General features: G+C 69.7%; 17 protein-coding genes. 8 read left to right on the top strand and 9 right to left on the bottom strand.

Translation table 11 applies throughout. The features are described from left to right. The first annotated feature begins 396 nt into the window (after positions 1 to 396). On the top strand, positions 397 to 1,935 hold the full coding sequence (locus tag AZOLI_RS13645; RefSeq protein ID WP_244442490.1) for an alpha/beta fold hydrolase: 1,539 nt from the start codon (positions 397 to 399) through the stop codon (positions 1,933 to 1,935). A 143-nt stretch (positions 1,936 to 2,078) separates the two neighbouring features. On the opposite strand, the gene AZOLI_RS13640 is transcribed toward AZOLI_RS13645, so the two are convergent. Further along, the gene (locus tag AZOLI_RS13640) at positions 2,079 to 3,611 is read right to left on the bottom strand and encodes a YifB family Mg chelatase-like AAA ATPase (RefSeq protein ID WP_044550982.1); all 1,533 of its coding nucleotides are present in this window, start codon (positions 3,609 to 3,611) and stop codon (positions 2,079 to 2,081) included. Positions 3,612 to 3,821: 210 nt separating this feature from the next. Here AZOLI_RS13640 and AZOLI_RS13635 point away from each other — a divergent pair, with 210 nt between their 5' ends. The 4 genes from AZOLI_RS13635 (at position 3,822) to AZOLI_RS13620 (ending at position 6,966) form a co-directional block, all read left to right on the top strand. After that, positions 3,822 to 4,568 (top strand): creatininase family protein, encoded by a 747-nt coding sequence (locus AZOLI_RS13635; protein WP_014249252.1) that lies wholly within the window; start codon positions 3,822 to 3,824, stop codon positions 4,566 to 4,568. A gap of 152 nt (positions 4,569 to 4,720) precedes the next feature. Beyond that, a complete protein-coding gene (gene hrcA / locus AZOLI_RS13630) occupies positions 4,721 to 5,761 on the top strand; it encodes a heat-inducible transcriptional repressor HrcA (RefSeq protein ID WP_014249251.1) in 1,041 nt (346 codons plus the stop codon). A 57-nt stretch (positions 5,762 to 5,818) separates the two neighbouring features. Beyond that, positions 5,819 to 6,442 (top strand): nucleotide exchange factor GrpE, encoded by a 624-nt coding sequence (gene grpE / locus AZOLI_RS13625; RefSeq protein WP_014249250.1) that lies wholly within the window; start codon positions 5,819 to 5,821, stop codon positions 6,440 to 6,442. A 158-nt stretch (positions 6,443 to 6,600) separates the two neighbouring features. After that, positions 6,601 to 6,966, top strand: coding sequence for a response regulator (locus AZOLI_RS13620; protein ID WP_014249249.1), 366 nt, complete (start codon positions 6,601 to 6,603; stop codon positions 6,964 to 6,966). Between the two features lie 110 nt (positions 6,967 to 7,076). On the opposite strand, the gene AZOLI_RS13615 is transcribed toward AZOLI_RS13620, so the two are convergent. The 6 genes from AZOLI_RS13615 to AZOLI_RS13590 form a co-directional block, all read right to left on the bottom strand. Next, positions 7,077 to 7,961 carry a DUF1848 domain-containing protein gene (locus AZOLI_RS13615; RefSeq protein ID WP_014249248.1) on the bottom strand — a complete coding sequence of 295 codons (885 nt, stop codon included), beginning with the start codon at positions 7,959 to 7,961 and terminating at the stop codon, positions 7,077 to 7,079. 239 nt (positions 7,962 to 8,200) lie between these two features. Further along, positions 8,201 to 8,758, bottom strand: coding sequence for a NifU family protein (locus AZOLI_RS13610; RefSeq protein ID WP_044550979.1), 558 nt, complete (start codon positions 8,756 to 8,758; stop codon positions 8,201 to 8,203). 180 nt (positions 8,759 to 8,938) lie between these two features. Further along, positions 8,939 to 9,469 (bottom strand): universal stress protein, encoded by a 531-nt coding sequence (locus AZOLI_RS13605; RefSeq protein WP_014249246.1) that lies wholly within the window; start codon positions 9,467 to 9,469, stop codon positions 8,939 to 8,941. A gap of 18 nt (positions 9,470 to 9,487) precedes the next feature. Then, entirely contained in the window at positions 9,488 to 10,264 is a 777-nt protein-coding gene (locus tag AZOLI_RS13600) for a TIGR02186 family protein (RefSeq protein ID WP_014249245.1), read from the bottom strand. Continuing rightward, the gene (locus tag AZOLI_RS13595; RefSeq protein WP_014249244.1) at positions 10,264 to 11,181 is read right to left on the bottom strand and encodes a sulfite exporter TauE/SafE family protein; all 918 of its coding nucleotides are present in this window, start codon (positions 11,179 to 11,181) and stop codon (positions 10,264 to 10,266) included. The genes AZOLI_RS13600 and AZOLI_RS13595 overlap by 1 nt, the downstream gene beginning before the upstream one ends. A 119-nt stretch (positions 11,182 to 11,300) precedes the next feature. Next, positions 11,301 to 11,831, bottom strand: a complete 531-nt coding sequence (locus tag AZOLI_RS13590) for a hypothetical protein (protein ID WP_014249243.1) — start codon at positions 11,829 to 11,831, stop codon at positions 11,301 to 11,303. Between the two features lie 145 nt (positions 11,832 to 11,976). Here AZOLI_RS13590 and AZOLI_RS13585 point away from each other — a divergent pair, with 145 nt between their 5' ends. Then, positions 11,977 to 12,456, top strand: a complete 480-nt coding sequence (locus AZOLI_RS13585; RefSeq protein ID WP_014249242.1) for a hypothetical protein — start codon at positions 11,977 to 11,979, stop codon at positions 12,454 to 12,456. Positions 12,457 to 12,534: 78 nt separating this feature from the next. On the opposite strand, the gene AZOLI_RS13580 is transcribed toward AZOLI_RS13585, so the two are convergent. Further along, entirely contained in the window at positions 12,535 to 13,530 is a 996-nt protein-coding gene (locus tag AZOLI_RS13580) for an adenosine kinase (protein WP_014249241.1), read from the bottom strand. 202 nt (positions 13,531 to 13,732) lie between these two features. Here AZOLI_RS13580 and AZOLI_RS13575 point away from each other — a divergent pair, with 202 nt between their 5' ends. Both AZOLI_RS13575 and AZOLI_RS33625 read left to right on the top strand, forming a co-directional pair. After that, a complete protein-coding gene (locus AZOLI_RS13575) occupies positions 13,733 to 14,428 on the top strand; it encodes an EI24 domain-containing protein (protein ID WP_014249240.1) in 696 nt (231 codons plus the stop codon). Between the two features lie 135 nt (positions 14,429 to 14,563). Further along, on the top strand, positions 14,564 to 15,424 hold the full coding sequence (locus AZOLI_RS33625; RefSeq protein ID WP_014249239.1) for a bactofilin family protein: 861 nt from the start codon (positions 14,564 to 14,566) through the stop codon (positions 15,422 to 15,424). Between the two features lie 82 nt (positions 15,425 to 15,506). Here AZOLI_RS33625 and nth read toward each other — a convergent pair whose 3' ends face one another. Next, positions 15,507 to 16,142: an endonuclease III gene (nth, locus tag AZOLI_RS13565; RefSeq protein ID WP_014249238.1), complete on the bottom strand. Its 636-nt coding sequence runs from the start codon at positions 16,140 to 16,142 to the stop codon at positions 15,507 to 15,509. Positions 16,143 to 16,297: the final 155 nt, after the last annotated feature.

Raw genomic sequence — 16,297 nt, 5'->3', positions numbered from 1 at the left:
CCGCAGGTGATCGCACAGTCGGCCCGGTCCGGAAGATGCTCCGGAATCGAGCCAGCGGCTGCGCATCGCCGTCCACAAGGTCGGCATGAACTGCTCCTTTGCCTGGGAGGCCCCGAACACCGGCGGCCTCTGAAGGCGAAATAGTTCCGTAGTCGGATGTGTTCCGTCAACCTGTCCGTCGGCCAACCGGCCCGTTCGTCCGGGAGCGGCGTGACCATTGCCGCAAGCCTGTGGCAAATCGGCACCGCCCGCGCGCGGTTTCACCGGCGGGCGCGATGGCGGCGGGCGCCGCTGGACAAGCGGGGGGCTGGTCGGTCAAACAAATGCCGTCTGCAATCGCCTTCGGCGGTACTCCGTCCATCGGCTCCCTATCCATCGGTTCCGGATCGTCCATTCGTGTTGACCGCCCTCCACCCCGTATGGCCGACAGCGGTGCGCTCCGCCCTGACGCTGCGGGCGGTTCTGGCGATGGCCGTCGCGACGATGGCGGCGCTGTGGAGCGGGCCGGCGGCGGCGGAGGCGCGCTTCACCCCAGGTCCCTGCTGGTTCACCGTGCCGGACGGCGAGGCGGCCTTGTGCGGAACGGTGGCCGTTCCGGAACGGCGCGACCGCCCCAACAGCCGCAGCCTGCGCCTGCCGGTCGCCGTCCTGCTCAGCACCGCGCGCCAGCCCGCCCCCGACCCCGTGCTGTTCCTGGAGGGCGGCCCCGGCGCTTCCCCCTTCGGCAGCAGCGAGGCGACGGAAGAGCGGATGGAGGTTTGGTGGGAGCTGTCGGCCCCCTTCCGCCGCACCCGCAACCTGATTCTGTTCGATCCGCGCGGCGTCGGCCGGGCGGAACCGGACACCGACTGCCCCGAACTGGACGGCGTCGCTCCCACCCGCGGCACCCGGCCGCAGACGCGCGAACAGCGGGCCACGGCGGAACGGGCGGCGGTGAGCGCCTGCGCCGCCCGGCTGGAAGCGGCCGGACTGGACGGCACCCAGTTCTCCACCCCCGTCGCGGCAGAGGATGCGCTGGACATCGCCACCGCGCTGGGCGCCCAGCGGGTCAACCTGTTCGCGGTGTCCTACGGCACGCGTGTCGGGCTGGAGATCCTGCGGCGGCAGGGAAGCCGCGTGCGCGCCGCCGTCTTCGACAGCGTCTATCCGCCCGACGTCAACGCGCAGGAGGACGCCGCCTGGCTGGCCCAGCGGACCTACCGCCGGCTGTTCGACGATTGCGCCGCCAACCGCAGCTGCCGGTCGGCCTTCCCCGATCTGGAAAAGCGCTTCCTCGACCTGGTGGAGCGGCTGGACCGCAACCCGGTCGACATCGTCGTCGGCGACCACGAGACGCGCCGCGCCCTGCGGCTGACCGGCGGGGTGGCGATTGCCGCCGGGCTGGAAGCAGTGGCGATCAGCGAGGCGGTCCCCCTCGTGCCGACCATCATCGACCGCGCCGCCCGCGGCCACTATGCGGCTCTGGCGGAATGGGCGCCGATCAACTGGCTGGGCGATCCCGAAGTGGCGGACGGGCTGGCCTTCTCCACCGAATGCCGCGAGTCGGTCAACAGCGCCGATCCGCTGAAGCGCGCCGACGGCGCCCGCCGCTATGCGCCCTATGGCCTCGTCGCCGCCGACGATCCCGGCCAGCGCGTCTGCCGCCTGTGGCCCGCCGGCCACCAGGAACCGGCCGAACGGCTGCCGGTCGCCAGCCCGGTGCCGGTCCTGCTGCTGTCCGGCGCCTATGATCCGGTCACCCCGCCGGAATGGGGCGACCGCGCCGCCGCCACCCTGCCCAAGAGCCGCCATCTGGTCTTCCGCGCCGCCAGCCACATCGTGACCTCCAGCGAGGATTGCGCCATGGCCGCCGCCGTGACCTTCATCGAGCAGGAGGCGGTGCCTGCCACCGTCTGTCCGGGAGCGACCAAGCCGCCGGTGTTCGAACGGCCGTGAAGGGCGCGCGACAGATGCCCCCTCCCTCCCGCTTCGCGGGTCCCTCCCTCCCCCGCCTTTGGCGGTGGAGGGACAGCAAGCGGCAGTTCCCTCTCCCACCGAAGGTGGGGGAGGGTTAGGGAGGGGGCATCAGTGCCAGGACCTCACCGCCCCGGCGCGATCCGCCGGTAGCTCAGCGCCTCGGCGATGTGGCGGCGCCTCACCCCCTCCACCCCGTCCAGGTCGGCCAGCGTCCGCCCCACCCGCATCACCCGGTGATAGCCGCGGGCCGACAGCTTCAGCCGCTCCGCCGCCTCGGTCAGCAGGGCGCGGCCGGGGGCGTCGGGGGAGGCGACCTTCTCCAGCAGCTCCCCGTCAGCCTCGGCGTTCGTGCGCACCGCCCGTCCGGCCGGGTAAGGACCGAAGCCGCCATAGCGTTCCGCCTGGATGGCGCGGGCGACGGCGACGCGGGCGGCGATGTCGGCGCTGCCCTCCGCCGGGGGCGGCAGGCTGAGGTCGGCGGGGCTGACCGCCGGCACGTCGATATGCAGGTCGATGCGGTCGAACAGCGGCCCGCTGATCTTCGACTGATAATCGGCGGCGCATTTCGGCGCGCGGGCGCAGGCGAGCGAGGCATCGTCGAGATGGCCGCAGCGGCAGGGGTTCATCGCCGCCACAAGCTGCACGCGCGCCGGATAGGTCACATGGTGGTTGGCACGGCTGACCACCGCCTTGCCGGTCTCCAGCGGTTGACGCAACGCCTCCAGCAGCGCACGCGGGAACTCCGGCAATTCGTCGAGGAACAGAACGCCCTGGTGCGCCAGCGAAATCTCCCCCGGCTTGGCCCGCGTGCCGCCGCCGACCAGCGCCGGCAGGCTGGCCGACTGGTGCGGCGCGCGGTAGGGGCGCTGGCGCAGCAGCCGCCCCTCCTCCAGCAGCCCGCCGACGCTGTGGATCATCGACACCTCCAGCGCCTCCGCCGGGTCGAGCGGCGGCAGCAGGCCGGGCAGGCGGGCGGCCAGCATCGACTTGCCGGAACCGGGCGGACCGACCATCAGCAGGTTGTGCGAGCCGGCGGCGGCAACCTCCAGCGCGCGCTTGGCGGTCTCGTTGCCCTTCACGTCGCGCAGGTCGGGCGGCGGCGCGTCCTGTTCCTGCATGCGCGGCTTGGGCGGGGTCAGCACCTGGGTGCCCTTGAAATGGTTGATGAGGGCCAGCAGGTTGGCCGGCGCCAGCACGTCAAGATCGGGACCGGCCCAGGCCGCCTCCCCGCCGGACGCCGCCGGGCAGATCAGCCCGCGGTCGTTGGCCAGCGCGTCGATGGCGGCGGGCAGAACGCCGGCCACCGGGGTCAGGGCGCCGTCCAGCGCCAGCTCGCCCAGCGCGACATAGCGGGCGATCTCTGCATCCGGCAGCACCCCCATCACCGTCAGCAGGCCGAGCGCGATGGGCAGGTCGAAATGGCTGCCCTCCTTCAGCACGTCGGCGGGGGCGAGGTTGACGGTGATGCGCTTCGCCGGCAGTGCCAGCCCCAGCGCGTGCAGGGCGGCGCGCACCCGCTCCCGGCTTTCGCCCACCGCCTTGTCGGGCAGGCCGACGACGGTGAAGGCGACGAGGCCGCCGGACATCTGGACCTGGACGTCGATCCCCAGCACCTCGATGCCCTGGAACGCCACCGTGTTGACGCGCGCTACCACCACCACACCCCGGAAGAGACGCCCGTTCGGGCAGAATGCACGCGATTGTAGTCACCGCAACATCATTGCGCCAGCGCGGGATGAGTTCGGCCGGCCGGCGTGGTCCGGGCATGCCCGCCCGGCGCAGGGAACGGTTGTCGCGGCCGGCCGGCCGCCTAACATGAGGGCAAACCCATTCCCGGCACGCATCGTCGAAAAGGATCCGCCACCGTGCAGCTTCACCTGAGCACCTGGGCCGAGGTCGAGGCCTATCTGAAGACCTCCAAGGGCATCATCATGCCGATCGGCTCGACCGAGCAGCACGGGCCGAACGGGCTGGTCGGCACCGACGCCATCTGCGCCGAGTTCATCGCGAAGGGGGTCGGCGACGCCACCGGCGCACTTGTAGGCCCGACGATCCCGGTCGGCATGGCCGTCCACCACATGGAATTCCCCGGCTCGATGACGCTGAAGCCGTCGACGCTGATCGCGGTGCTGCGCGACTATGTCGGCTCGCTGGTCGAACACGGGTTCGAGCGCTTCTTCTTCGTCAACGGCCATGGCGGCAACATCGCCACCGTCCGCGCCGCCTTCTACGAGATCCATGCGGAGAACCGGGCGCTGCGCGGCCGCGACGCGCCGGACCTGCGCTGCGCCCTGGTGAACTGGTGGGAGAATGGCGAGGTCGGCCGGCTATCGCGCGAGCTGTACCAGGGCAAGGAAGGCTCGCACGCCACCCCCAGCGAGGTGTCGGTCACCCAATACGCCTATCCCGACTCGATCAAGACCGTGGCGCTGGAGCCGGAACAGGCGCCGGCCGGCGGGTTCCACGACGCCCGCGACTTCCGCCGCCGCTACCCGGACGGCCGTATCGGCTCCGCCCCCGGCCTTGCCCGCCCCGAGCACGGCCGCCAGCTGTACGAGGCGGCGGTCGGCGCCATCAGCGCCCAGTACCATGCCTTCCTGACGGAACAGTGACGGCGGCCTACGGTCGCAGGTGAGCGGGGCTTCTTCGCCCCGCACGTTGATTCGGCGGTTGGACCTGCCTAAATTCGGACCGGTCGGCGGGATTTCCGATCCACGTCGACCGAATGCGAAACGACGGCCCAGATAAAGACCGCCAGACGTCCATGATCAACGAGCTGAACCAGCGATCACGCGAAGTCTTCCGACTGATCGTCGACGCCTATGTGGCGTCCGGCGAGCCGGTCGGCTCGCGCACCATCTCGCGGCGGCTTGGCATGGCCTTGTCGCCCGCGACCATCCGCAACGTGATGGCCGACCTGGAGGAGCAGGGGCTGCTCTACGCCCCGCACACCTCCGCCGGCCGCATCCCGACCGACGCCGGCCTGCGCATGTTCGTCGACGGCCTGCTGGAGATCGGGTCGCTGACCGAGGACGAGCGTGCCTCGATCGAAGCGAAATGCGCCGCCTCCGGCCGGGCCTTCGCCGACGTGCTGGGCGAGGCGTCGACCATGCTGTCCGGCCTGTCGCACTGCGCCGGGCTGGTGGTGGCGCCCAAGACCGACCGGCCGTTGAAGCACATCGAATTCGTGTCGCTCGGCCCCGGCCGCGCCCTGGTCGTCCTGGTCAACGAGGACGGTCTGGTCGAGAACCGGGTGATCGAGGTGCCGATGGGGGTCCCGACCTCCACCCTGCAGACGGTGTCGAACTTCCTCAGCGCCAAGCTCGCCGGCCGCACGTTGGACGAAGCCCGGCAGGAGGTGCTGCAGGAGATCGAACAGCAGAAGACCCAGCTGGACGAGCTGTCGCGCAAGGTGGTTTCCGCAGGGCTGGCCACCTGGGCCGGCAGCGGCGGGTCGAATGCCGGCCAGCTGATCGTCCGCGGCCAGTCCCGCCTGCTGGAGGACGTCACCGCCCTGTCGGACCTGGAGCGCGTGCGCGCCCTGTTCGAGGCGCTGGAGACCAAGGAGACCATGCTGCGCATGCTGGACGCCACCGGCCGCGGCGACGGCGTGCAGATCTTCATCGGGGCGGAGAACGTGCTGTTCAACCACTCCGGCTGTTCGATGATCATCTCCCCCTTCCAGAACAGCCGCGAGCAGGTGATCGGCGCCATCGGCGTCATCGGCCCGACCCGCATCAACTACGCCCGCATCATTCCGCTGGTGGATTACACCGCCAAGGTGGTCAGCCGGCTGATCGGCTGACCGCTTTCACCTCGCCTCACTCCCCGCCATACTGACCAAGCAAGAATTGAGAAAACCATGAGCGAAGAGCAGAACAAGCCCGCCGACGCCACCGTGGAGCCGACCGAGGCCACCGCCGAGACCGCCAACACGGCCGCCGCAAACGGTGGCACCAATGGTGCCGATGCCGGTTCGCCCGAGGACCGCGTCGCCAAGCTGGAGGCGGAGGTCGCCAGCCTGAAGGATCAGCTTCTGCGCGCCATGGCGGAGACGGAGAACACCCGCCGCCGTGCCCAGCGCGACCGCGAGGACGCCAGCAAGTTCGCCGTGTCCAGCTTCGCCAAGGAACTGGTGTCGGTCGCCGACAACCTGCGCCGCGCGCTGGACGCCGTCCCGGCCGAGGGCCGCGAGCAGGACGAGATGCTGAAGGGCCTCGCCGTCGGCGTCGAGGCGACCGAGCGCCAGCTGTTCGCCGCCTTCGACCGCGCCGGCATCAAGAAGCTGGACCCGGCCGGCGAGCCTTTCGACCCGAACTTCCATCAGGTGATGTTCGAGATCGAGAACACCGGCAAGGCCGCCGGCACCGTCGTCCAGGTGCTGCAGCCCGGCTACACCATCCATGGCCGCCTGCTGCGCGAGGCGATGGTCGGCGTCGCCAAGGGCGGTGACGCCGGCGGGCAGCACGTCGATACGAAGGCGTAATCATAGTGTCTTTGCCAAATCTCCGGTTCAGCGGCGATGCCGCCGGGCCGGGGATTCGGCGTTGTTCGGAATAGGGGACAGCAGCGGTTGACGGTCGACGGGAAATTGCCTAGGCCTTCCGGACGATCCATTCGGCCGAGCAACCGGAGCCGCATTCCATGCCCAAGAGCGTCCTGACCGTCGACGATTCCAAGACCATCCGCGACATGGTCGGCTTCACGCTGAAAGGCGCCGGCTATGAGGTGGCGGAGGCATCGGACGGCACTGCCGGACTGGCGCTGATCAGCCAGCGCAAGTTCGACTGCATCATCACCGACCTGAACATGCCGGGCCTTGACGGGCTGGCCCTGACCCGCGCCATCCGTGCCTCGGCCCTCAATCGCGCCACCCCGGTGCTGCTGCTGACCACCGAAGCCGACCCCGCCAAGAAGACCGCCGGCCGCGAAGCCGGCGCCACCGGCTGGCTGGTGAAGCCCTTCAATCCGGAAAAGCTGGTGGAGACGGTGCGGAAGGTTTGTCCGTAAGTCCTCGAGCACATTGCCCCCTCCCCATCCCTCCCCCGCTTCGCGGTGGAGGGGGCAGAAACTTTGCAAAAGTGCGGCGGCAGTCCCCTCTCCCGCGAAGCGGGGGAGGGTTAGGGAGGGGGCATCCGCCGCGCCACCAGAAACTCCCCCTCCGGGTCATGCGCGGCGAACCGCCGCTGCGCCGTTCCACGGTCGGCAACGGCATAGCAGTAGACGCAACCGTGCGGACAGCTGTCATAATCGCCGATGTCGCGGCTTTCGGCGCACAGGCAGCCGGGGCGGTTGCCCTTCTCCCGCGCGGGCACGGCATAGCCGGCCACGTCCGACAACCGCACCGCATCGACGCAGCGGGCCGGCGCCGTGCCGGGCGTGTCCGCCAGTTCCGGCTGGGTGCAAAGCGTCAGCGCCATCCCCTCCCCCGCCGCGATGCCGGCCAAATCCGTCAGCAGCGCGCGTTTCTCCTCCGCCTCCGGGTCGCGCCAGCCGATGCCGGCAGCGGCGAGGTTGCGGGCGGTCTTGCGGTAGGGCTGCAGGAAGGACACCACCACCTCGTCGGTCACCCCGCGCAGCGAGCGGGCGATGGCGGCGAAGGTTTCGCGGTGCCGGTCCGGCGGCGTGGCCTCGGTCAGCACGATGGGGTCGTAGCGCCAGACCGCAGCCCGCGCCCCCCAGCGCTCGCGCACAAGCGCCATATGGCCGACTGCCGTCTCCCAGGCGGGAACCGAACGCTCCAGCGCCGTCGGCAGGCCGGTGATGCTGTACTGCACGACGAAGGGGAAGCCGCGCTCCGCCACGCTGTCGAGCGCGCCGAGGAACGGTCCCAGATTCTTGGTCCAGAAGATGAAGCCGTCGACCGCCGGCCGGGTCAGGTCGATGCGGTAGGTCTGGCCGCCATAGGGATTGACCATCCGGCAGTAACCGGCGTCCAGGCGGTTCAGGAACCAGCGCCCGTAGAAGGCGGGAATGTCGGTCTTGTAGCTGGCGGAGACGATCATGGTGCCAGCATGGGAATGCCGGCCCGCCGCATCAAGGGCAGACCGGCATCAACGGCTGGTTGCCTAAAGTTCACTGGACAAGAAGAAGCCCCTCTCCCCTTGCGGGAGAGGGGTTGGGGTGAGGGGTGCGGCTTGGCCAGCAAAAGCGGCGGAGGCAAACTTCCGCCCGGCAATTCTGCCGGTGCCACCCTCACCCCAACCCCTCTCCCATCAAGGGAGAGGGGCTTCACCCGATTGCCTTACTGAACGGCGCGGACTTCGACCACTTCGGGGATGTAGTGGCGCAGCATGTTCTCGATGCCGTGCTTCAGCGTGGCGGTGGAGCTGGGGCAGCCGGAGCAGGCCCCCTTCATCGCCAGATAGACCACGCCCTTCTCGAAGCCCTGGAAGGTGATGTCGCCGCCGTCCTGGGCGACCGACGGGCGAACGCGGGTGTCCAGCAGTTCCTTGATCTGCTCGACGATCTCCTCGTCGTCGGCATTCGACGCCGCGGCATGGCCGTCGCCGCCGTCATCCAGCAGGACCGGGCGGTCGGCGGTGAAATGCTCCATGATGACGCCGAGGATCGACGGCTTCAGCAGGAACCAGTCGCGCGCGTCGGTCTTGGTGATGGTGATGAAGTCGGCACCCAGGAACACGCCGACGATCCCCTCGATCTCGAACAGGCGCTGGGCGAGCGGTGAACGGGCGGCATCCTCGCGGCTGGTGAAGTCGGCGGTGCCGCGTCCGAGCACGTCACGCCCCGGCAGGAACTTGAGAGTCGCCGGGTTGGGCGTCTGCTCGGTCTGAATGAACATGGTCTGGTCCTCCATCGCGGCGGAATGGAACCGCCGGCGCGCCCGGGATTGGGCCGCGGCACGATTGGAGGAAATCTGGGCCGAAACGCAGGGCGGATCAAGGACCCGGGATGTGTGGGTATTCGGCATCCGGCATGCGCCGCTATCCTTACCTGGATGTCCCCGCCTGAGTGCGCATGCTTATGTGATCGCGTCGAGCGCCTCGTTGCTGAGGCCGCCGGGCACGATGGTCAGCGGGATGCGCAGGCGCCCGAGCCCGCGGCCGGTGTAGTAGGAGATCAGCGGTCCGGGGCCTTCCGGGTCGGTGCCGGCGGCCAGGACGAGGATGGAGATGCTGGGCTCCTCCGCGATCAGGGCCAGCACCTCCTCCAGCCGGTTGCCTTCGCGGACATAGAGCGCAGGCAGGGTGCCGGTCAGCCGGTTGACCTCGCGCGCCAGCTTCTGCAGCTTCTGTTCCGCCTCGGCGCGCTGTTCCTCACGGATCAGGTTCTCCACCGCCAGCCAGTGTTGCATCTCGCCCTTTTCCAGCACGGTCAGCAGGGCGACCTTGCCGCCCGACTTGCGGGCGCGCAGGCAGGCATAGCGCAGCGCCACCTTCAGCTCGGGGCTGTCGTCGACGACCACCAGGAAGATGCGCAAAGGCTTGGCCGCCTGCGCCTCCGGCTGGGATTGGGGGTTTTCGGGCGTGGGAGTCTGCGTCGCGTCGGTCATCTGGATACCCCTCTCGGCTTAGACCCGGCGGAATGCTGCGCCGGCCGCCCAGCCGGCCGCGATGGCGCCGATGACGGCGGCCACCCCGTAGATGACCGGGCGGTTGCGGGCGAAGTCCGACACTTCGGCGCTGAACCCGATCTTGGACACCACCAGCGGCGTGGTCTGGGCGCTGACCACGTCGCCGTCACGAATCAGCAGGGCTTCGACATTGTACAGCCCGGTCGGGACATTGGCCGGAAAATAGATGTTGGTGCGGAACAGCCGTTCGCCCAGGAAGGCGACCTGCCCCATGGAGATGGCGTACAGCCCCTGGCGCTGCTTGTTGCGGATCAGCGCGCTGCGGTAGGCGGCAAGCTCCTCCGGCGGCAGGGTGGCGTCGGCCGGCAGCTGCAGCTGCGGCAGGCCCAGCTGGTGGCGCTCCAGCACCGGGCGGCCGACCAGCTGGTCGAGCGGGCGGCTGACCGCCACCGTGTAGAAGCTGGGCACCTGATCGAAGCGCAGGCTGTCGGTGTTCATCCACATGCCGGCCACCCGCTCCTTCCGGCGGACGGTGGCGGGCGCCCGCGGGCCGGTGACGACGATGGCGACGTCGCCCGCCCCGTCGGTGGTGCCGAACAGCACGACCTCCGTGCCGGTGAAGCCGGTGGTGATGGCGATCAGGTGGCTGGACAGGTCGGCGACCAGCTGCTGAGCCCACACCGTCGCCGCAACCGTGCCGCCCAGCAGCAGCCCGGCCAGCGCCGCCACGCCCTGCACGAGCAGGCGTTTGGTTGGACGGAGCTTGGTCCCCATCACCGTACCCCCATGGTCAGGGTGAACAGGTCGTCGGGGCGCGAGAACAGGTCGAAGGCCAGCTTCAGCGCCACCGCCACCACGATCGTCGCCAGCGCCAGCCGGGCGGTCTCGCCGCGAAGGCGGCTGCCGGCCTTGGTGCCGAACTGCGCGCCGACCACGCCGCCGATCAGCAGAAGAAGCGCCAGCATGGCGTCCACCGTCTGGTTGGTGGCGGCCTGCAGCAGCGTCGCCGCCGCGGTGGTGAAGATGATCTGGAACAGCGAGGTTCCGGCGACGAGACCGGCGGGCATGTTCAGCAGATAGATCATCGCCGGCACCAGCAGGAAGCCGCCGCCGATGCCCATGATCGCCACCAGCATGCCGCCGACCGCCCCGATCCCCGCCGGCAGCAGGGCGGAGATGTAGAGCTTCGACCGCTGGAACCGCATCTTGAACGGCAGGCCGTGCAGCCAGATGTGGCGGTGCAGCTTGCCGCGCCTGGCCGTGGGGGCGCGGCGGCGCAGGATGGCGCGGCTGCTTTCCACCAGCATCATCCCGCCGATGGTGCCCAGGAAGAAGACGTAGGACAGGGTGATCGCGATGTCGATCTGGCCCAGCCGCTGCAGGATGCCGAAGATCCACACCCCCACCGCGGTGCCGACCACGCCGCCGCCCAGCATCACGACGCCCAGCTTCACATCGACATTGCCGCGCCGCCAGTGGGCGAGCACGCCCGACACGCTGGCGGCCACCAGCTGGTTGGCCTGGGTGCCGACGGCGATGGCGGGGGGAACGCCGATGAAGATCAGCAGCGGCGTCATCAGGAAGCCGCCGCCCACCCCGAACATGCCCGACAGGAAACCCACGAGCCAGCCCATGCCGAGCACCAGTAGCGCGTTGACCGACATCTCGGCAATCGGCAGGTAGACTTGCATGGATGGGCGTGTCTGTCGGAGATGTTCGGGACGGGCGGCGGGAGCGGCAGCTTACCCGAGCCGGCGCGGCGGCGGAAGTCCGCAGCACCGGCCTTTGGAGCCAGGACGCAGGGAAGGCGTCAGGACACCGCCGCATGGAAGAAGACCTGATAGCCGGCCTTGTGGGGGAAGACATGCTCCGCCTCCCGCCGGGCGGACTGCATGTCCAAAGCATGCACCATGATCCGGTTGCCATAGCGCCAGACCGGGTTCACCGGCTTCCCGGCGGCGCGGGCGGTGGCGGCGACGGTGGTGTCGTACTGCACCTCCGCCCGGAATGCGCGCCGGTTGCCGGCGGGGGTGCCGAGGATGTGCAGGAAGACCGGCGGCTCCTTGTCCAGCGCGTCGATCTGGCGCTGGAGATGGTTGACCCGCTGTTCGGCAGCGGACAGGCGGCCCTTCGCCTCTTCCAGCCGGCAGGCCAGGTCGGCCAGTGCCTCGGCCTCCACGCGCTGGCGCTCCTTCAACGGCATAACCGTGCGTCGCATCCGCTCCAGCCCGGCCGCCCGTTCCCAGCCGCGGCGGAACCCGACCCAGCACAGGTGGCACAGCACCGCCAGCGCCGCCACCAGCGGGACCACCGAGTCGAGGATCGTCCGCACCGCCTCCATCACCGCACCATTCCTGTGCCTTCATGCTTGCCCTTGGCACGTCCATTGCTGAAGCGCCGATAGAGAAGCTCGCAGCAAGGAGCGTGCCGGAGGAACGGATGGACGAAAGGTTACGCGAGGGCCGCACCGGACTGGAGAGGCGGGAATGACATCGGATGCGCCGCTGCTGCTTGTCCTGGAGATGGTGATCCTGCTGGCCTGCCTCAGCTGGATCACCGTGTCGATCATCCGGATCGGCCACCGGATCGCCGCCGTCCAGCGCCGCAAGGCGCAGCTGCGCCAGGGCCGGACGGAGCTGACCCAGACCACCGAGGCGCTGCGACGCGACATGCGCCGCCATGAGGCCGAACTGCGCCAGACGGAAGAGGCCATCGCCGTGCGCGCCACGCAGGCGGCGGAACTGCAGAGCAGGCTGAACGATCTTCGCCGCCACGGCCCCAGGGAATACACGCTGCTGAACGAGCGGTTCGGCGACAAGGACCGGCTGTGGCTGCTCACCGTCCCGCGGCAGGACCGGCCGGAACGCTGGGCGGTGGCCGCTCCGGACAGCGGGACGGCGATGGCGCTGCTGTGCGCCAGGATCACCGTGCCGGAACGCCCGGTGGTGGACGACCAGCTCAATTAGCCGGAAAACGGAACCGGCCGCAGTCGCAGAATGCAACGCGGCCGGCAACGTGGTTGCGAATTGACGCGCAATTCGCGCTTACAGGACGCCCTTCGAAGCGACGAGGTCTCGCAGGTTCACCTCCGGCCGGGCGCCGACATGGCTGATGATCTCCGCCGCGGCGATTGCGCCCAGACGGCCGCAGACCGCAGGCGACAGGCCGCGGGTGTAGCCGAACAGGAAGCCGGAGGCATAGAGGTCGCCGGCGCCGGTGGTGTCGACCACACGCTCGACCGGCTCCGCCGCGACTTCGACCACCTCGCCGCCGGAGACGATGACGGCGCCCTTCTCGCTGCGGGTCAGCGCCGCGGTCTTGCCCAGCCGCTTCACCGCGGCCAGCGCGTCCTCGAAGCGGTCGGTGCCATAGAGGGCGCCGATCTCGTGCTCGTTGGCGAACAGGATGTCGACGTGGCGTTCCACCAGATCGACGAACTCGGCATGGTGACGGTGGACGCAGAAACTGTCGGACAGCGACAGCGACACCTTTCGGCCGGCGGCATGGGCGATCTCCGCCGCCTTGCGGAAGGCCTCCTTGGCACGGGGCGGATCCCAGAGATAGCCTTCCAGATAGGTCACCTGCGAGCCGGCGATCAGCGCCTCGTCGATGTCCTCCGGACCCAGCTCCACGCAGGCGCCGAGATAGGTGTTCATCGAGCGCTGGGCGTCGGGCGTGACCAGGATCAGGCAGCGCGCGGTCGGCGCCCCGGCCACCAGCGGCGCGCTGTCGAAGGCGACGCCCGAGGCACGGATGTCGTGGCGGAACACGTCGCCCAGCTGGTCCTTGGCGACCTTGCCGATATAGGCGCCGCGGCCGCCCAGCATGGCGATGCCCGCCATGGTGTTGCCCGCCGAGCCGCCGGAGACCTCGACGCCCGGACCCATGCGGCCGTACAGCTCCTCGGCACGGGCGGCGTCGATCAGCGTCATCGCCCCCTTCTCGATGGTGTTGGCGGCGAGAAAGGCGTCGTCGGCGTGGGCGATCACGTCCACGATGGCGTTGCCGATGCCGGTGACGTCGTAGGCAGACGTGGCCATGGGCTCTCCTGACAGGTCTGGCGATGAAGGCGATGTTGCGGCGCGAGTATAGCCGCCGCCGCCCGCATCACAAGCGCAGCCCCGCATAGGGCAGCCGGAGAGGCGAATTACCGCGCCCGGATCTGGAAGCCGGACCCCGGCCACCGTAGATATGCGGGCGGCTGCCAACCGCTCTTTCCCACACCAGTGTCAGGGACCGTCGATGATCCGCGCCCTTCTGCTCGCCTTCTCCCAGCTGTCCGATCCCCGCGTGCGCCGGGTGGTGTGGACCGGGGTGTTCGTTTCGGCGCTTGCCTATGCGCTGCTGGCCGGCGGGGCATGGTGGGCGCTGTCGGTGACGCCGCTCAGCGGCTATGTCTGGCTCGACACCATCATCGACCTGCTGGGCGGGCTGGGGGTTCTGGTGGTGGCGTGGCTGCTGTTCCCGGCCACCGTCGGCATGGTGTCGAGCTTCTTCCTGGACGAAGTGGTCGAACGGGTGGAGGCGCGCCACTATCCCGCCCTGCCCGCCCCGCGCCAGGCCGGCCTGATGGAGGAGCTGGGGACGGCGCTGCGCTTCCTGCTGCTGGTTCTGGCGATCAACCTGGTGGCGCTGCCGATCTACATCTTCGCGCCGGGCCTGAACCTGATCGTCTTCTACACCGTCAACGGCTATCTGCTGGGGCGGGAGTATTTCGAGATGGTCGCCCACCGGCGGCTGGACCGGATGTCGGCGCGGATGCTGCGGCGGGCCCGGCCGCTGAAACCTTTTTTGGCCGGGGTCGCCATCGCCTTTCTTTCGACAATCCCCTTCGTCAATTTGCTTGTCCCGGTCGTCGCCAGCGCCTTCATGGTTCATGTCCTACAGTCCATGTCGGCTCCCCTTGCGGCGGGCCGGACGACCGTGATACGCCGCTAGGCGGCACGGCCGCACATCGTCGCCCGCCTGGGGTCGCCCGCCTTGGTCGCCCACCCGGCGGCGCCCTTCCGGCACCGGGCCTCCAGCCCTCCGGCCCATCCCGTCACCCGTATGTCCAGATTGGGGGAACCGCTCATGCTGTTCGGACGAAAGACTCCGCCCGCCGCTCCCAAGGCCGACAGCCCCGCCCCACCGCAGCCGGGTGCCCGTCCCTACGCACCGGGCGAGGCCGGCGCCGTCTCGTCGCCGCTCGCCTCGCTGAACAATCAGGTTCCAGGCAACATGCAGGGCGGCGACCCGACCTCCGCCGTCGCGGCAGGCGCCGCCGCACCCAGCATGGCCCATGCCCTGACCGACGCGCAGCACGCCGCACCGGCTTATCCCGATATGCCTTCCGCCTCGAAGGGACCCGACATGAACAGCATTCCCAAGCCTCCGACCGCGCCGTCCGTGCCCGGCGCCGGTTTCAAGACCGATGTTCCGCGCCGCGTCGTCGACATGCCGGGCGCCGCCCCGCGCCAGCCGTCGATGCCCATCGCCACCCCGGCCGCCCCGGCCGCCGCCGCTCCGGTTCCGCCCGCCCCGGTCGCCCCGGCCATGCCGGAACAGCGCCGCCTGACCGTCGGCCGCGACATCTCCCTGACCGGCGAGATCGGGTCCTGCGACGTTCTGGTGGTCGAGGGCACGGTGGAGGCCAAGCTGCGCGAAGGCCGTCTGGTCGAGATCGCGGAGACCGGGCTGTTCAAGGGCTCGGTCGACATCGAGGAAGCCGACATCGCCGGCCGGTTCGAGGGCGACATCGCCGTCCGCGGCCGTCTGACCGTGCGCTCCACCGGCAAGATCACCGGCTCGATCCGCTTCGGCGAGCTGTCGGTCGATGCCGGCGGCCAGCTGATCGGCGACATCCAGCTCTACAGCACGGGCACCAGGCCGGCCGCCGCGCCGGTCATCGCCCCGGCGCAGGTCGAGCAGGCTCCGACGGCCGAAGCGGTCTGAACCGCAGCGAACGCGAAAACGCCCGGCTGGCTCCCGCCATGCCGGGCTTTTTCCTGTCCCGATTTCGCCCGTGGGGCAGCCTTCAGGCGATGACCTTGTCCTTGAAGGCGCAGAGGTCGGCCACCGGGCAGATCGGGCAGTCGGGCTTGCGGGCCTTGCAGACATAGCGGCCGTGCAGGATCAGCCAATGGTGGGCATGGCGGCGGTAGAGCTTCGGCACCGCCTTCAGCAGCTTGGCCTCCACCGCGTCCGGCGTCTTGCCGGGAGCGAGCCCGGTACGGTTGCCGACGCGGAAGATGTGGGTGTCGACCGCGATGGTCTCCTCCCCGAAGGCGACGTTCAGGACGACGTTGGCAGTCTTGCGGCCGACGCCGGGAAGCTGTTCCAGCGCCTCGCGGTCGCGCGGCACCTCGCCGCCATGGCGTTCGATCAGCAGTTCCGACAGGCGGATGACGTTCTTGGCCTTGGTGTTGAACAGGCCGATGGTCTTGATGTACCGGCGCAGGCCTTCCTCGCCGAGCGCCACCATCTGTTCGGGCGTGGTGACGACCTTGAACAGCGGGCCGGTGGCCTTGTTCACGCCGACGTCGGTCGCCTGGGCCGACAGCACGACGGCGACCAGCAGCGTGTAAGGATTGACGTATTCCAGCTCGCTCCGGGGTTCCGGGTTGGCGGCGGACAGACGGCGGAAGAATTCCTGGACGGCGGCGGGCTTCATGGCCGCCACCATAGCCGCAACGGCCGGGGTTGCGCCAGCGCCGCCGGCGGTGGGCGGAGTTGGGCCGCGGCGGGATCGGTCAGCCGATTCAAACTGCAGCACTGCATCGCAGATTGCGACAGAACTGGAGAAAATTCACACCAATCCAACAGAAT

The organism is Azospirillum lipoferum 4B, assembly GCF_000283655.1.
Lineage (GTDB): Bacteria > Pseudomonadota > Alphaproteobacteria > Azospirillales > Azospirillaceae > Azospirillum > Azospirillum lipoferum_C.
The sequence above is the reverse complement of the archived record's forward strand: the minus strand, read 5'-3'. Positions and strand labels throughout refer to the sequence as shown.